We start from the raw sequence: 13,171 nt of genomic DNA, 5'->3' as shown, positions 1-13,171 counted from the left end.
GTCAGTGTCATTTCTGAGGACAATAGAAAAGGGTTGACCGAAGCCAACCCTTTTATTTAATCGAAACCTTTTAGGCGTTTATTTAAGTTGAGATTTAACGTGCTCAACAATATCCGCCATCGCTACTGGAGTTTTCTCTCCAGTACGACGGTTTTTGTATTCGAAGTTACCTTCATCCATGCTGCGATCGCCAATCACGATAGTGTGAGGGATACCGATCAACTCGATGTCAGAGAACATCACACCTGGACGTTCTTTACGGTCATCAAATAGAACTTCGATGCCCATAGCAGTTAGTTCCGCGTATAGTTTCTCTGCTGCTTCTTTTACGCGCTCAGATTTGTGCATGTTCATTGGCACGATTGCTACTTGGAAAGGTGCAATTGCGTCTGGCCAAATGATGCCGTATTTGTCGTGGTTCTGTTCAATCGCAGAAGCAACAACACGCGATACACCGATGCCGTAACAGCCCATCTCTAGGATTACGTTTTTACCGTCAGGGCCAAGAACGCTACAGTTCATTGCTTCTGAGTAAACGTTACCAAGTTGGAAGATATGGCCAACTTCGATACCACGTTTCAGCATTAGCGTACCTTTACCACATGGGCTTGGATCGCCTTCTACTACGTTACGTAGATCTTCTACTTGACCCAGTTCAACGTCACGACCCCAGTTAATACCGAAGTAGTGTTTACCGTCGATGTTTGCGCCAGCGCCAAAGTCGCTCATGACTGCTACGCTGCGGTCAACGATGAATGGCAGTTCAAGGCCTACAGGGCCAAGAGAACCAGGGCCAGCACCGATCAGTTCACGAATTTCTTCTTCTGATGCCATCTCTAGTGGAGAAGCCACTTGAGGTAGGTTTTCTGCTTTCACTTCGTTTAGCTCGTGGTCACCACGAACGATCAACGCAATGATTGGTGCATCGATTTCGTCAGACGCCTTAACAAATAGCGTTTTAACGGTTTTCTCGATAGGTAGACCGTGTTGCTCAACCAACTCTGCGATTGTTTTCGCGTTTGGAGTATCAACTAGTGTCATTTCTTGAGTTGGTTCTGCGCGTTCTACCGCAGGCGCTAACGCTTCTGCTTTTTCGATGTTCGCTGCGTAATCAGACTCAGTAGAGAATGCAATTAGGTCTTCGCCGCTGTCTGCAAGTACGTGGAACTCTTGAGAGCCGCTACCACCGATAGCGCCTGAGTCCGCAAGTACTGGACGGTACTCAAGACCCATACGGTCAAATGCTTTACAGTAAGCATCGTGCATTGCTTGGTAAGATTTCTCTAGACCTGCTTTGTCGATGTCGAAGCTGTATGCATCCATCATGCAGAATTCGCGAGCACGCATTACGCCGAAACGTGGACGACGTTCGTCACGGAATTTAGTTTGGATTTGGTACAGGTTTAGCGGAAGCTGTTTGTAAGAGCTCACTTCATTACGCACAAGGCTAGTGATCACTTCTTCAGCTGTTGGGCTAAGTACAAACGGACGAACATGACGGTCAGTAAAGCGAAGTAGCTCAGGACCCATCTTCTCGCTGCGGCCTGTCTCTTCCCATAGTTCAAACGGCTGAACAACGGGCATCAAAGTTTCGACTGCACCTGCATTGTCGATTTCTTGACGAACGATGTTTTCGACTTTACGCAGCACACGTAGACCAGTAGGCAGCCAGGTGTAAAGACCTGAAGCCAGCTTACGGATCATACCTGCACGTAGCATGAGCTGGTGGCTCACTACTTCTGCGTCGTTTGGAGTCTCCTTCAGAGTAGAAAGAAGATAATTACTGGTACGCATTAAATTTATCCGTTTATTAAAGTTAGTTACTCAAGCCTGAATGGACAGGAGTATGAAGGTCCCAAGAAGGGAAAATTGTTAGCCGTCTATAATATCAGCCAATTGGCTTTGTCAAAAGCTTTCAATCGCCGTAACCGTTATTAAGTTGCTATTCACGCTGAACTTAACGTTCAGATCGAACAAATTTACCGCATATTCCTTGGTGTCCGGTTTGTTCTTCTTGTATGCAGGACGTGGATCCTGCGCCAGAACTTGTTCGATCACCGATTGTACATATTGAGTATCGGATCGCTTTGCTAGCATCGCCAATGCTTGAGACGAAAAGGTGACGTTCGATTTTTCAGGCTCTTCACCAGCGTAGCCGCTAATCGCTTCAGTAATGGCATCTGAGTAAGAAATATAAGGTTTGATGTCGACAATCGGTGTGCCATCGACCAAATCAACACTGCCAAGATCAACATATATTTGATCACCTTTCTTCGTGATGCCTTTCACTTCGACTGCCGACATTCCAATGCCATTTGGTCGAAAGGTAGAGCGCGAAGCAAACACGCCAATACGCTCATTTCCACCCAAACGAGGAGGCCGTACGGTTGGTTTCCATCCTGCCTCCAAATTTTGGTCAAACAGAAACAATAACCAGACGTGAGAGAACTGTTCTAATCCGCGCACCGCTTCTGGGCTATTTGCCTCGCCTAACAGCTTTACTCGCGCTTTAGCGGCTGGAACTAGGCGCGGTTGGCGAGGGACGGCAAACTTCTCTTTGTAAGGGGTTTCAATGATGCCAATCGGCTCAATCGAATACATAGCAAATTTCTTCAAGATTCATTTAAGTGAAAAAGTATCACAAATTTCTCTTGCATTTCTTATTGGGAATGATTATTAATTAAAATGTTATAACATAACAATTTTATTTGAAGGAAATTGAAATGAAACCAGGAATCCATCCTGACTATCGTCCAGTGGTGTTTCATGACACAAGTGTGGATGAATACTTTGTTGTCGGCTCAACATTGAAAACCGATCGCACCATTGAGTGGAAAGACGGAAAAACATACCCGTACTTCACATTGGATGTGTCGTCGTCTTCTCATCCGTTTTACACAGGTAAGCAACGAGTGGTTCAAGCGGAAGGGCGTATTGCTAACTTCAACCGTCGTTTTGGTCAATTTACTAGTGAGAAGGAATAAGTCATGAAAGTTGTGAAATCACTTAAAAGCGCGAAGAGCCGTCATCCTGACTGTCAGATAGTGAAAAGAAGAGGGCGCTTGTACGTTATTTGTAAGACAAATCCGAGGTTCAAAGCTGTACAAAAATAACAGTAGAAACGAACAACAAAGGGGTGTGTAGCGAAATTGAAGGTATTTTCGTCCATGACAACGGATGATTGCCTCAGCAGCTATGAATCTACACGCCCACCTAATACTCGCCAAGTGCCAACGTTTATTCGCTCGTGCTTGGCATGGTTTTTACTGGCACGACTTCATCGTTATTCAAGTCAAAATTGAACGTTTGCCAGACTGCTCGGCTCTTTGAGCTTACACCACACACTATCTTTGCATTCGACTTTATATAGGGATTAGGCATTCCTGCATATCTAATGGTTATATCTTTGTTTAATTTATAATGTTGGTTAATTTGTTTTATATGGATGAAATATCTACATTTATGCAAATAACTGGTTATAAATTTGCCATTGATTTACAATTTGTAACGTTTTTGGCTTTTAATTGACTCTTTACTCAAGTACCCTTCGCTCGCTTTGTGACATTTTTTTCACAATTGCACAGGAATAAAAACAAGGAGGGAACAGATGAGTTCATCTGCTTCAATTAAACAAAACTCACCTAAGAAGCCGTTGTTTACGCGCTTTTTGGATACTGTCGAATATTTGGGGAACCTGTTGCCCCACCCGATCACACTATTTGCCATTTTCTGCTTAGCCATTTTGGTGATGTCGGGTATAGCTGGTTACTTCGAAGTATCGGTTGTCGATCCTCGTCCTGAGGGAGCAAAAGGTCGTGCTGCAGACGGCATGATTCAAGTGGTCAGCTTACTTAACGCTGACGGTCTAGAGCTTATTGTTACCAATCTAGTGAAAAACTTTGTTGGTTTCGCACCGTTAGGCACGGTATTGGTTGCGATGCTTGGTGTTGCAATTGCGGAATACTCGGGCCTACTTTCAGCAGCAATGCGTGGCCTAGTAATGGGCGCGTCACAACGTATGGTGACGGTTACGGTTGTTTTTGCTGGTATCATTTCAAACACCGCTTCTGAGCTTGGCTACGTGGTTCTTATCCCACTTGCTGCAATGCTTTTCCATTCCCTTGGTCGTCATCCTCTTGCTGGTCTTGCGGCAGCATTTGCTGGTGTATCGGGCGGTTACTCAGCAAACCTTCTAATTGGTACGGTTGACCCACTGCTTTCAGGTATTACTGAGACAGCAGCTCAAATGATTGACCCGACTTACACTGTTGGACCAGAAGTAAACTGGTACTTCATGTTTGTGTCGACGTTCTTCATCGCGGGTATGGGTGCATTCGTTACAGAGAAAATCGTTGAGCCGAAACTTGGCAAGTACAACGAGGAAGAAGCGGCTGAAGATTTGTCTAACGACAAAATGGGCAACCTAACTGACCTTGAGAAGAAAGGTCTGAAAGTTGCTGGTCTTGCTGTGTTGGTTGTGTCTGCTTTGTTGGCTTGGACGATTGTTCCAGAAGACGGCATTCTACGTTCAGACGCTGGCACTGTTGCAGGATCCCCATTCCTGAAAAGTATCGTCGCTTTCATCTTCGTATTCTTTGCTATCCCTGGCTTTGTATACGGTAAAGTCGTTGGCACGATGAAAACCGACCGTGATGTTATCGATGCGATGTCTAAATCAATGTCTTCGATGGGCATGTACATCGTGTTGGTGTTCTTCGCTGCGCAGTTTGTTGCTTTCTTTAAGTGGACGAACTTTGGCCAAGTATTTGCCGTTGCAGGTGCTGACTTCCTGCAAAGCATCGGTCTGACTGGCCCTATGTTGTTCTTCGCATTCATTCTGATGTGTGGCTTCATTAACCTGATGATCGGTTCTGCATCGGCGCAGTGGGCCGTGACAGCTCCTATCTTCGTGCCAATGCTAATGCTAGTGGGTTATGCTCCAGAAACCATTCAAGCGGCTTACCGTATCGGTGATTCAACCACGAACATCATCACACCGATGATGAGCTACTTTGGTTTGATTTTGGCGGTAGCGACTCGCTACATGAAGAATCTAGGTATCGGTACGCTGATCGCGACCATGCTGCCTTACTCAATCTGCTTTATCGTAGGTTGGAGTCTGCTGTTCTACCTATGGGTATTCGTATTTGGTCTACCAGTCGGCCCGGGCGCTGCAACGTATTACACACCGTAATACTTAGAGCACCTCACACAGCTCCCAAAAAAGCCTGCGATATTCGCAGGCTTTTTTGCATGTTTGAAGTACGAACTCTGTTGAGTCTTATTTCATTGATGGATCATTTCAATACTTGAAAGAAAGGCCTTTATCGCTTCGCGAGGATTCTATCCAGATGGTTTGCAAACTCGCGGCGTTCGGTTTGCGAAAGTGCCGCAGGCCCGCCAGTTTGAATACCGCTTGAGCGCATGGTTTCCATAAAGTCACGAATATTAAGACGCGCTTTGATGGTGTCTTTGGTGTAAAGCTCGCCACGAGAGCTCAACGCTAGAGCGCCTTTAGTGATGACTTCATCGGCAAGTGGGATATCGGATGTGATGACCAAATCATTTGGCTCCACACGACGAACAATTTCGTTGTCAGCAATATCAAAACCTGCAGGGACTTGAAGTGAGTGAATGTTGGCTCTTTTTGGCACTGGTACAACGTGATTAGCGACAAAGGTGCACTCTACACCGGTTCGTTCTGCGGCACGCACGATGGTCTCACGGATCACTTTAGGACAAGCGTCTGCATCTACCCATAACTTCATTCTTATTTCTCACCCAGTTTTGCTTCTAGCTCTTCAATACGAGCGGTTAATTTTGCGACTGTGTTTTCAAGTGCCGTCAGGCGATCTTCTTCTTTCGATAGTGGCGCAGTGACTTCTACTTTTGGGACGTGATTCGCGCTCTTCCAGCTTTTGATAACAGTAATGAGTGCAGGCATTGGGACTGGTGTCTTCATACGTGCTTTCACTAGTGCAACCGTTGGCTCTTTCCCTTCTCGTTGCAGCTGCTCCATCACAGCTTCCAGCTCTTTCGTGACGTCTTGAGTTAACATTTTCAATCCTTAATAACGATATAGTTGTCATCATACTTTGAGAGGTGGGATTTAGCGAATAGCAATTTCGGTAGTGGGTTGTGAGAGATCTCTTACATAGCGTGTAAGAGAAAACGATTTCGTCATCAGTTTTACAGAAGGGATTCAATGTAAGCTTTTGATAATTAATGATTTAACATTTTATTAACCGTTGCGAATAAAAAAAATTGTTTTAGGGTAGATTGTGAAAGCTAAGGAAAAGCGTAAATTTAACCTTGTCAGCAGGAAGCAGACACGGAACAGGAAAGCACCAAGGATTTGGTTATCGTCAGGAAGACGATTTGGTTAATCAGGATGCTTGATCAAGCATGGAGCGCAGGACATTGTAAGGAAACAATCATCAATAGGATGTTGATGACTAAGGATAGACAATGGACCCCTCATAGGATTGAGGTTATGGACAGCATCAGGAAGATGCAAGGGACACCGCTCAAGGAACAAGTGATGTGCGCTAACGGGGAATGTTAGCTATCAGGATGATAAGGACACCGCTAGGACGGCGACGTAAGGACTGAGCTGACGGAATCAGCCACTATTATGGATGATGCATGGAGCACTATTTAGTAGCCGGACTGCTGCGAGTAAGACCATGACCCCGATACATTCGTGTCGGGGTCTTTCTTATTTTCGATGGTAAAACCGTCAATGTCACAAAATTTATAAAATCCTAATAACACTTAATAAAAAACAATCCAGATCAATATCCTTTCCAATCAGTTGGTTTAACTTTCGGCTTCTTTACAAGGCGTTATCTCCCGCAGTCACTTGGCAGGCTCAGCTTCGCTTAGCTTGTGATATGCGGATTAATTAAGTTTGCTGTAATCAAGGAACAGATGTGGCCATAGTAACCAGAAGAATGCTTCTTCTACCCTACAATGAGTCGTTGCAACTAGAATTCGTTATGCTTAATTGCTGCGCGAAAAACCGTGCCGAAATGAATGGTCCTCATACAGTAGCGTCTGCCAAACAGTTGTTTGAGAAAATACTGGATGACGAAAATATTTATAGTATGGCGGTACTTGAGAGTACGAGCCGTGACTATATGGGGCATGTATTCATTTCCCATCTCGATTCCGAACCCGAATTAGGTTTTATTTTTGATAAGGCGTATTGGGGTAAAGGGTTAGCGACAGAAGCGCTAAAAGCGTTTTTCCCTAAAGCGTGCCGCGAATTGGAATTACATAAGGTGAAAGCGAATGTAAACAGCAATCACCAAGCATCAATGGCGGTATTGGAAAAACTGGGATTTGTTAAAACAAGAGAAAGTAAGGACTTATTCGGCCCTTACTTTGAAATGGAATTTACAAGCGATGTGGCGGTAGGTGAAAGCTCTGCGGCCTGAATCCAACCATTGTCAATTGGCCTTGATAGCAGTCATCGCCAAGAGATGAAAACTCAAATTGATACACTGTATGCCAACGCCAGACTCCGTCTGGCGTTTTCAGTTTGTGTGCTCCAAAAGCGATGCTAACGAGCTGAAGATCTAATTGCTCGCATTTTCGTGAGATGGCAACTTTGGCTAACTCAGATTGACGTCGTTGTTGCCAAAATAGAAAACAGAAAAAGCACAGTCCAAGTATTGCCAGTAGATCTCCTATCATCCTTAATCCTTTCTTATCCCTTTGTGGCTTGCTGCAATTTGATGAGTGCAGTGGCTAGCTCTTCCGATGGGCTAGAGTGCAGCAAAGGTAGCAATACCATTCTTAGTTCTGGCAGCATAACTAAATCGGCAAATAATTGATTGAACAGGGTTTGATTGCCTGTTTGTGCGAGTCGCAGCAAAAATTGTTCAGCGATTTTTGCATCAGAAAGAAGATGCCATGCTCGTCCCGCAATACCGATCAGTACTTCTTGGTGACTTAAACGAGGGCTTTGCAAAATCGCTTCTAGTACTGGCAAAGAGATTTCAGTTGGAGCGCCTGCTAACGCGCGAGTTAATGCCGATAGCAAGAACAAATCTGGTTCTGTGCTGTGAATCTCTTGCTGCGCTTTTTCTGCGATACGCTGCGCTAGTCGTTCTTGTAAGTCGACATGCTCAAGAGCACCAAGCAGTGCGTATAGAGGCTCGTTAGGTAAATGATTGAGAGCTTTACGCAGAGTGACCGCATTTTGCTCTTTACCAAGGCGTGCGGCGATATCTGTGATTCCTTGCAGGCCAACCGTCTGCCAGTTTTCCCAGCCTAGACCGCCAGTGAAGTAGTGCTGTGTATGTTCGTAATATTGGCTGGTGGGTAGATCCAAATTTGCTCGAACTTGGCTGTGGAATACCGCCATTTTGTCTTCAGAAGGTTTGAACGTGTATGGATTATTGGAGAGTTTTTGTTGTTGCTCTTCAGACATCTCTTCGTTTAGACGAGTGCCCATGGCTTCAACTACGTATTTAATGAAGTTGCCAATATCAGATTGCTTGAGTAAGCCGCGCTCATCCAGTTCAAACTTTAAAAACCAAATCCAAGGTTGTTTTTGTTCATTCCAATAAGCAATCGCTAAATGTGCTTTACGCTGCATTGGGTATGGGTAAGGGCACTGACCTTTTTCAACATCGGCGAACAATTGTGAATCGATCGTTTTGATGCGTCGACCAAGGTCGAAGATTTGATATTCACAATGGCTGTTTTTCAGTAACTGGGTGAGGGTTTGAATGTTTTCCATTAAATACGACGTCCTAACGTTCTTTTGACAAGAAATGGTATCATTCTCGGCTAATTCAAGGTTCGAGATGTAAAAGTTAATGACTACAAGCACAAAACTGGTGGAATTACTGTACCAACTTGAAGCACAACTTCAAAAGCACGAGCTATGGCAACGAACCATGCCGTCGCCAGAAGCGTTGCAAAGTGTGGAGCCTTTCGCGATAGATACGCTTGATCCACATGAATGGTTGCAGTGGATTTTTATTGCTCGAATGCACGCTTTAGTAGAAAGTAGCCAACCTTTGCCAAGAGGTTTCTCTATTGAACCTTATTTTGCAGAAGCGTGGAAGCAAGAGCCGCAGTACGCAGAGCTTTTGAACACGATTCGAACTATCGACGAACTATGTAAGTAACTTCAATGTCAGAACAAGAAACATCACAAACCGTGGCTCCAGTAGAGTTGGAGATTGTTTATCAAGATGAGTATTTTGTTGCGGTGAACAAGCCCGCCGGCATGTTGGTTCATCGCAGTTGGCTAGATAAACACGAAACTCAGTTTGTCATGCAGACTCTGCGAGACCACATTGGTCAGCATGTCTTTCCGTTGCATCGCTTGGATCGTCCGACTTCTGGCGTTTTGGTGTTTGCGCTCTCCAGTGAAGTGGCTTCTCAAGTGATGCCAATGTTTGCTGAGCACAAAATGGAAAAGACTTATCACGCGATTGTCCGTGGCTGGATTGAGGAAGAGGGCGTTTTAGATTACGCGTTAAAAGTCGAATTAGACAAAATTGCAGATAAGTTCGCCTCACAAGAGAAAGAAGATCAAGAGGCCGTAACCGCTTACAAACCACTGGCGAAAGTGGAAGTGCCTTATTCGACGGGCAAGTTCCCAACAACGCGCTACTGTTTGATGGAAATGAAGCCCAAGACTGGTCGCAAGCACCAATTGCGTCGCCACATGGCCCACTTACGTCACCCAATTGTGGGGGACACATCGCACGGTGATGGTAAACATAACAAATTGTTCCGTAACGAATTTGATTCACACCGCTTGCTGTTACATGCTTCGGAGCTGCGTTTTGTGCATCCGTTTACAAATGAAGAGCTAGTGATGAAAGCGAGTATCGACGATACGTGGCAGCAATTGTTTACTCGATTTGAGTGGGACGAAGAGCTCGTTAAGTAAAGAGGTTGTGCTCTAGCGAAGAGAAATAGAAAAGGGTTGGCATGTTTACCAACCCTTTTTGTTGTTTACCAATTCTCAAAGGCTATTTGAGTTTTTCTAGATCCGCTTCGATCTCGGCGATCTTGCTAGAAACGACTTTTTCTAAATGGCGAAGATCAGAAAGAATCTTTTGTTTTACATCCAATTCAGACACTTTCGCTGGTTTTGTGATCTTGTTGAGTTCGTCGATAACCAAAGTAAGGTTACGGTTGATTTCCGTTACTTCCTTGTATTTATGACTACCGCTATCAACTAAGACATTTTTTACTTGGCGTGGGTATTTGAATTTGACGCTTTTGGCAAAGAACTCGCCTTTTTGCTTATGGAAGTAGATTTTGAGCACGTCTTTATGTGCTTCTTGACGCAGGGAATAACGTTCAATCTGCTTGGGATCATGAATACCCAAACCAGTGAGGTGGGGATACATAGGCTACCTCTATTACATCTAATTGATATTGATATAACTGTAGCAGCCTATGTATGAGCTAGATAGCTGATATTTAGCCAAATTGCTCAACTTGTGGACAAGATCGCCCTCACTCTGAACCGGATGTTTTGGCAGTTTCGAATTAGGCAGTGATGGCGTCAGATAACTTCTCGATCAGTTTGTCTCTCAATTCATTTTGCTGTTCTTCGCTGAGTCTACCGCCAGCTTCGCTAGTGAGAATAAATAAGTCCTCTGCACGTTCGCCGATGGTGGTGATCTTTGCGCCGTGGAGGTTAATATTCAAATCGGCAAAAGTACGTCCGACTTTGGCTAGTAGTCCCGGAGTATCGAGTGCTACAAACTCCATCAAGGTATGTTTCTTCCCTTTCGTTGGTAAGAAATCGACTTTGGTTTTCACATTGAAGTGTTGAAGTTTATTTGGGGTGCGGCGCGTTTTAATCTTCGTCGGACGACCCGCTTCCAGTACGTGAGTGAGGTGTTTAATCACGGCAGCATGGCGAGATTCGTCAATGGCTTCTCCATGTTGGTCGAGCACCATGAAGGTATCAATCACGTGGCCGTCTTTGCTGGTCATGATTTGTGCGTCATGAACGTTAAAGTTACGACGGTCGAGCTCCGCCACCACGGTAGCAAACAACGCTGGTTGATCTTTGGTGTAAACGAACACTTCTGTTCCACCGCGCGTAGCCTTTTTGCTGATAAGTACCAGCGGCTTGTTTGGATCATCCATACGCAGCAAATGCGCACAATGCCAAGCGATTTGAGTGTGAGTATGGCGCAAGAAATAGTCGGCTTTGAATCGTTGCCACAACACTTCGATTTGGCGCGCAGAAAACCCTTCTTTGCGCAGCAATGCGGAAGCCATCTGTTGGTTATGGCGAATACGCTCACGCACATCAACCGGATTTTCTAATCCGCGACGCAGTGCGCGTTGCGTTGAGTAGAAGAGCTCGGCAAGCAGCGTGCGTTTCCAAGCATTCCACAACTCTGGATTGGTTGCGCAAATATCCGCAACCGTGAGACACACTAAATACTCAAGAGATTCTTCGTCACGAACTTGTTTCGCAAACTCTGTAATGACGTCAGGATCGTAAATATCGCGTCGTTGTGCGGTGACTGACATGAGAAGGTGATGCCTCACCAGCCAGCCCACTAACTTAGCTTCTGGCTTCGACAGCCCGTGTTCAATACAGAAATCGTACGCTTCACCTTCACCAATCACTGAGTGATCACCACCGCGACCTTTACCAATATCATGGAAGATTGCTGCAATGATCAGCAGTTCTTTCTTTTGCATGCGAGGGTATATGTCGCAACAAATCGGATGCTTCGCGTGGTTGTCTGGATTGTTAAAGGTATTGATGTGTTTGAGTAGGCGAATACTGTGCTCGTCAACCGTGTAGGCGTGGAACAGGTCGAACTGCATCTGACCAACAATCTGGCTCCATTGCGGTAAATATGCGGCCATAACTCCAAGTCTATGCATCAAACTGAACGCTTTATGAAGTGCATTTGGGTGTCGACATAACGCTAAAAATTTTTCACGAGCCGCTGGAATCGTGTGTAAAAACTTGTTTAAGCGGCGACGTGCAGTACGCAGTTGTCGCAGGGTTGGAGGACTTACCCCCTCAATGGTTGAGTCGTTCGCGATATGCAAAAACATATCAAGAATAGTTTCAGGTCTGGCTTGGAATAGCGCGGGTTTTCTGGCTTCGATTAACGATCCACGGCGTTGAAAATCTGCATCCAAAATTTCTGCGTTTTCAGTTGCACCACCATTGATGATGGCTTGATCAAACAGTTTGAGCAGCATTTTGTTTAATTCTGCGACGCGACGAAGTGTGCGATAAAACTCTTTCATCATCATCTCGACGCCGCGATTGCCTTCACCAACATAACCGAGGTTTTCGGCCACTTGTGCTTGATGTGCGAAGGTCAAACGGTTGTCGTATCGGCGAAGTTCAATGTGCAGCGCAAAGCGGACACGCCACAAGAAGTCCTGACACTCCACCAGTTCGCGGTATTCCGCATCGGTAAGAAAGCCGTAACGGCTCATCTCTAGCAGAGATGTGGCGCCAAAGTGACGGCGCGCTACCCAGCTCAAAGTGTGAATATCGCGAAGACCTCCTGGGGTCGATTTGATATCGGGCTCTAAGTTATAGGTCGTATCGTGGTAGCGAGCATGACGTTCGCGTTGTTCTTGGATTTTTGCGCGGTAGAAGGTCTCGCTCGGCCAGAAAGAGTCGGATAGCACGACCTTTTTTAGAGCTTGGAATGTGTCTTCGCTGCCACAAAGCAGACGTGCTTCTTGTAGGTTAGTAGCAACCGTTAGATCGTCACGACCGATTTGTGCACATTCATTGACAGTGCGAACCGCATGGCCAACTTCCAGTTTTAAGTCCCATAGTAAGGTAATAAATTCGCTGATTTTCGCTTCTAACGCAGTCGGCAGTTTGTTGTTAGAGAGAACAAGAATGTCTATGTCGGACAACGGATGCAGTTCACCGCGACCATATCCGCCTACGGCCACTAATGAGATGTTGTAAATGTCATTAAAACCGAAGTATTGCCATAAACGCGTCAGCAACAAGTCCATGTACTCTGCGCGAGCCAATACTAAGCTGGTCACAGGGTGATGATTAAGAAACTCTTGTTTTTGGGTTGAGCTGAATTTTTCTAACTCTTGTTTTAGTTCGCCGATATTGATTTGTTCGTCGGAAAACGTAAGAGGGGACTGAAGTGGCATATTTGCTATCCGTGCAAGCTAA

At 45.3% G+C, this 13,171-nt stretch carries 14 protein-coding genes; 6 read left to right on the top strand and 8 right to left on the bottom strand.

The features are described from left to right. Window positions 1–78: 78 nt before the first annotated feature. Window positions 79–1,794 carry a proline--tRNA ligase gene (locus ACF8EG_RS06115; protein WP_005479053.1) on the bottom strand — a complete coding sequence of 572 codons (1,716 nt, stop codon included), beginning with the start codon at window positions 1,792–1,794 and terminating at the stop codon, window positions 79–81. A 111-nt stretch (window positions 1,795–1,905) separates the two neighbouring features. Then, window positions 1,906–2,601, bottom strand: coding sequence for a tRNA (N6-threonylcarbamoyladenosine(37)-N6)-methyltransferase TrmO (gene tsaA, locus ACF8EG_RS06110; protein ID WP_206926061.1), 696 nt, complete (start codon window positions 2,599–2,601; stop codon window positions 1,906–1,908). Between the two features lie 122 nt (window positions 2,602–2,723). On the opposite strand from tsaA, the gene ACF8EG_RS06105 reads away from it, so the two are divergent. The 3 genes from ACF8EG_RS06105 to ACF8EG_RS06095 all read left to right on the top strand — a co-directional run bounded on the left by ACF8EG_RS06105 (window position 2,724) and on the right by ACF8EG_RS06095 (window position 5,194). After that, window positions 2,724–2,984: a type B 50S ribosomal protein L31 gene (locus tag ACF8EG_RS06105; RefSeq protein ID WP_005479047.1), complete on the top strand. Its 261-nt coding sequence runs from the start codon at window positions 2,724–2,726 to the stop codon at window positions 2,982–2,984. Between the two features lie 3 nt (window positions 2,985–2,987). Then, window positions 2,988–3,113 carry a type B 50S ribosomal protein L36 gene (gene ykgO / locus ACF8EG_RS06100; protein WP_005380299.1) on the top strand — a complete coding sequence of 42 codons (126 nt, stop codon included), beginning with the start codon at window positions 2,988–2,990 and terminating at the stop codon, window positions 3,111–3,113. 494 nt (window positions 3,114–3,607) lie between these two features. After that, on the top strand, window positions 3,608–5,194 hold the full coding sequence (locus ACF8EG_RS06095) for an AbgT family transporter (RefSeq protein WP_005484923.1): 1,587 nt from the start codon (window positions 3,608–3,610) through the stop codon (window positions 5,192–5,194). A gap of 130 nt (window positions 5,195–5,324) precedes the next feature. On the opposite strand, the gene ACF8EG_RS06090 is transcribed toward ACF8EG_RS06095, so the two are convergent. Together ACF8EG_RS06090 and ACF8EG_RS06085 are read right to left on the bottom strand one after the other, a co-directional pair. Next, window positions 5,325–5,768, bottom strand: a complete 444-nt coding sequence (locus ACF8EG_RS06090) for a YaiI/YqxD family protein (RefSeq protein ID WP_005456606.1) — start codon at window positions 5,766–5,768, stop codon at window positions 5,325–5,327. A 2-nt stretch (window positions 5,769–5,770) separates the two neighbouring features. Continuing rightward, entirely contained in the window at window positions 5,771–6,058 is a 288-nt protein-coding gene (locus tag ACF8EG_RS06085; RefSeq protein WP_015297146.1) for a hypothetical protein, read from the bottom strand. A gap of 895 nt (window positions 6,059–6,953) precedes the next feature. On the opposite strand from ACF8EG_RS06085, the gene ACF8EG_RS06080 reads away from it, so the two are divergent. Next, window positions 6,954–7,439 carry a GNAT family N-acetyltransferase gene (locus ACF8EG_RS06080; RefSeq protein WP_021452994.1) on the top strand — a complete coding sequence of 162 codons (486 nt, stop codon included), beginning with the start codon at window positions 6,954–6,956 and terminating at the stop codon, window positions 7,437–7,439. On the opposite strand, the gene ACF8EG_RS06075 is transcribed toward ACF8EG_RS06080, so the two are convergent. Together ACF8EG_RS06075 and ACF8EG_RS06070 are read right to left on the bottom strand one after the other, a co-directional pair. Continuing rightward, window positions 7,399–7,698 (bottom strand): DUF3301 domain-containing protein, encoded by a 300-nt coding sequence (locus ACF8EG_RS06075; protein ID WP_005494258.1) that lies wholly within the window; start codon window positions 7,696–7,698, stop codon window positions 7,399–7,401. The two genes, ACF8EG_RS06080 and ACF8EG_RS06075, sit on opposite strands and share 41 nt — an antisense overlap. A 13-nt stretch (window positions 7,699–7,711) precedes the next feature. Further along, the gene (locus ACF8EG_RS06070; RefSeq protein ID WP_069507363.1) at window positions 7,712–8,749 is read right to left on the bottom strand and encodes a DUF3549 family protein; all 1,038 of its coding nucleotides are present in this window, start codon (window positions 8,747–8,749) and stop codon (window positions 7,712–7,714) included. Window positions 8,750–8,828: 79 nt separating this feature from the next. Between ACF8EG_RS06070 and ACF8EG_RS06065 the strand changes: the two genes are divergently transcribed. Then, window positions 8,829–9,143, top strand: coding sequence for a YqcC family protein (locus ACF8EG_RS06065; protein ID WP_005494262.1), 315 nt, complete (start codon window positions 8,829–8,831; stop codon window positions 9,141–9,143). 5 nt (window positions 9,144–9,148) lie between these two features. Further along, window positions 9,149–9,916 carry a tRNA pseudouridine(65) synthase TruC gene (gene truC, locus ACF8EG_RS06060; protein ID WP_069507361.1) on the top strand — a complete coding sequence of 256 codons (768 nt, stop codon included), beginning with the start codon at window positions 9,149–9,151 and terminating at the stop codon, window positions 9,914–9,916. An 82-nt stretch (window positions 9,917–9,998) separates the two neighbouring features. Here truC and ACF8EG_RS06055 read toward each other — a convergent pair whose 3' ends face one another. Continuing rightward, window positions 9,999–10,382 (bottom strand): DUF3461 family protein, encoded by a 384-nt coding sequence (locus ACF8EG_RS06055; protein ID WP_005456756.1) that lies wholly within the window; start codon window positions 10,380–10,382, stop codon window positions 9,999–10,001. Between the two features lie 142 nt (window positions 10,383–10,524). After that, window positions 10,525–13,149 carry a bifunctional uridylyltransferase/uridylyl-removing protein GlnD gene (glnD, locus tag ACF8EG_RS06050; protein WP_024699349.1) on the bottom strand — a complete coding sequence of 875 codons (2,625 nt, stop codon included), beginning with the start codon at window positions 13,147–13,149 and terminating at the stop codon, window positions 10,525–10,527. Window positions 13,150–13,171: the final 22 nt, after the last annotated feature.

The sequence above is a fragment of the Vibrio sp. YQ_11 genome, from assembly GCF_043103065.1.
In the GTDB taxonomy this organism is placed as follows: domain Bacteria; phylum Pseudomonadota; class Gammaproteobacteria; order Enterobacterales; family Vibrionaceae; genus Vibrio; species Vibrio parahaemolyticus.
The sequence above is the reverse complement of the archived record's forward strand: the minus strand, read 5'-3'. Positions and strand labels throughout refer to the sequence as shown.

Coding starts and splice junctions, on each gene's coding strand:
- ACF8EG_RS06115 (WP_005479053.1), bottom strand. CDS start 1,794: ATGCGTACCAGTAATTATCTTCTTTCTACTCTGAAGGAGACTCCAAAC.
- tsaA (WP_206926061.1), bottom strand. CDS start 2,601: ATGTATTCGATTGAGCCGATTGGCATCATTGAAACCCCTTACAAAGAG.
- ACF8EG_RS06105 (WP_005479047.1), top strand. CDS start 2,724: ATGAAACCAGGAATCCATCCTGACTATCGTCCAGTGGTGTTTCATGAC.
- ykgO (WP_005380299.1), top strand. CDS start 2,988: ATGAAAGTTGTGAAATCACTTAAAAGCGCGAAGAGCCGTCATCCTGAC.
- ACF8EG_RS06095 (WP_005484923.1), top strand. CDS start 3,608: ATGAGTTCATCTGCTTCAATTAAACAAAACTCACCTAAGAAGCCGTTG.
- ACF8EG_RS06090 (WP_005456606.1), bottom strand. CDS start 5,768: ATGAAGTTATGGGTAGATGCAGACGCTTGTCCTAAAGTGATCCGTGAG.
- ACF8EG_RS06085 (WP_015297146.1), bottom strand. CDS start 6,058: ATGTTAACTCAAGACGTCACGAAAGAGCTGGAAGCTGTGATGGAGCAG.
- ACF8EG_RS06080 (WP_021452994.1), top strand. CDS start 6,954: ATGCTTCTTCTACCCTACAATGAGTCGTTGCAACTAGAATTCGTTATG.
- ACF8EG_RS06075 (WP_005494258.1), bottom strand. CDS start 7,698: ATGATAGGAGATCTACTGGCAATACTTGGACTGTGCTTTTTCTGTTTT.
- ACF8EG_RS06070 (WP_069507363.1), bottom strand. CDS start 8,749: ATGGAAAACATTCAAACCCTCACCCAGTTACTGAAAAACAGCCATTGT.
- ACF8EG_RS06065 (WP_005494262.1), top strand. CDS start 8,829: ATGACTACAAGCACAAAACTGGTGGAATTACTGTACCAACTTGAAGCA.
- truC (WP_069507361.1), top strand. CDS start 9,149: ATGTCAGAACAAGAAACATCACAAACCGTGGCTCCAGTAGAGTTGGAG.
- ACF8EG_RS06055 (WP_005456756.1), bottom strand. CDS start 10,382: ATGTATCCCCACCTCACTGGTTTGGGTATTCATGATCCCAAGCAGATT.
- glnD (WP_024699349.1), bottom strand. CDS start 13,149: ATGCCACTTCAGTCCCCTCTTACGTTTTCCGACGAACAAATCAATATC.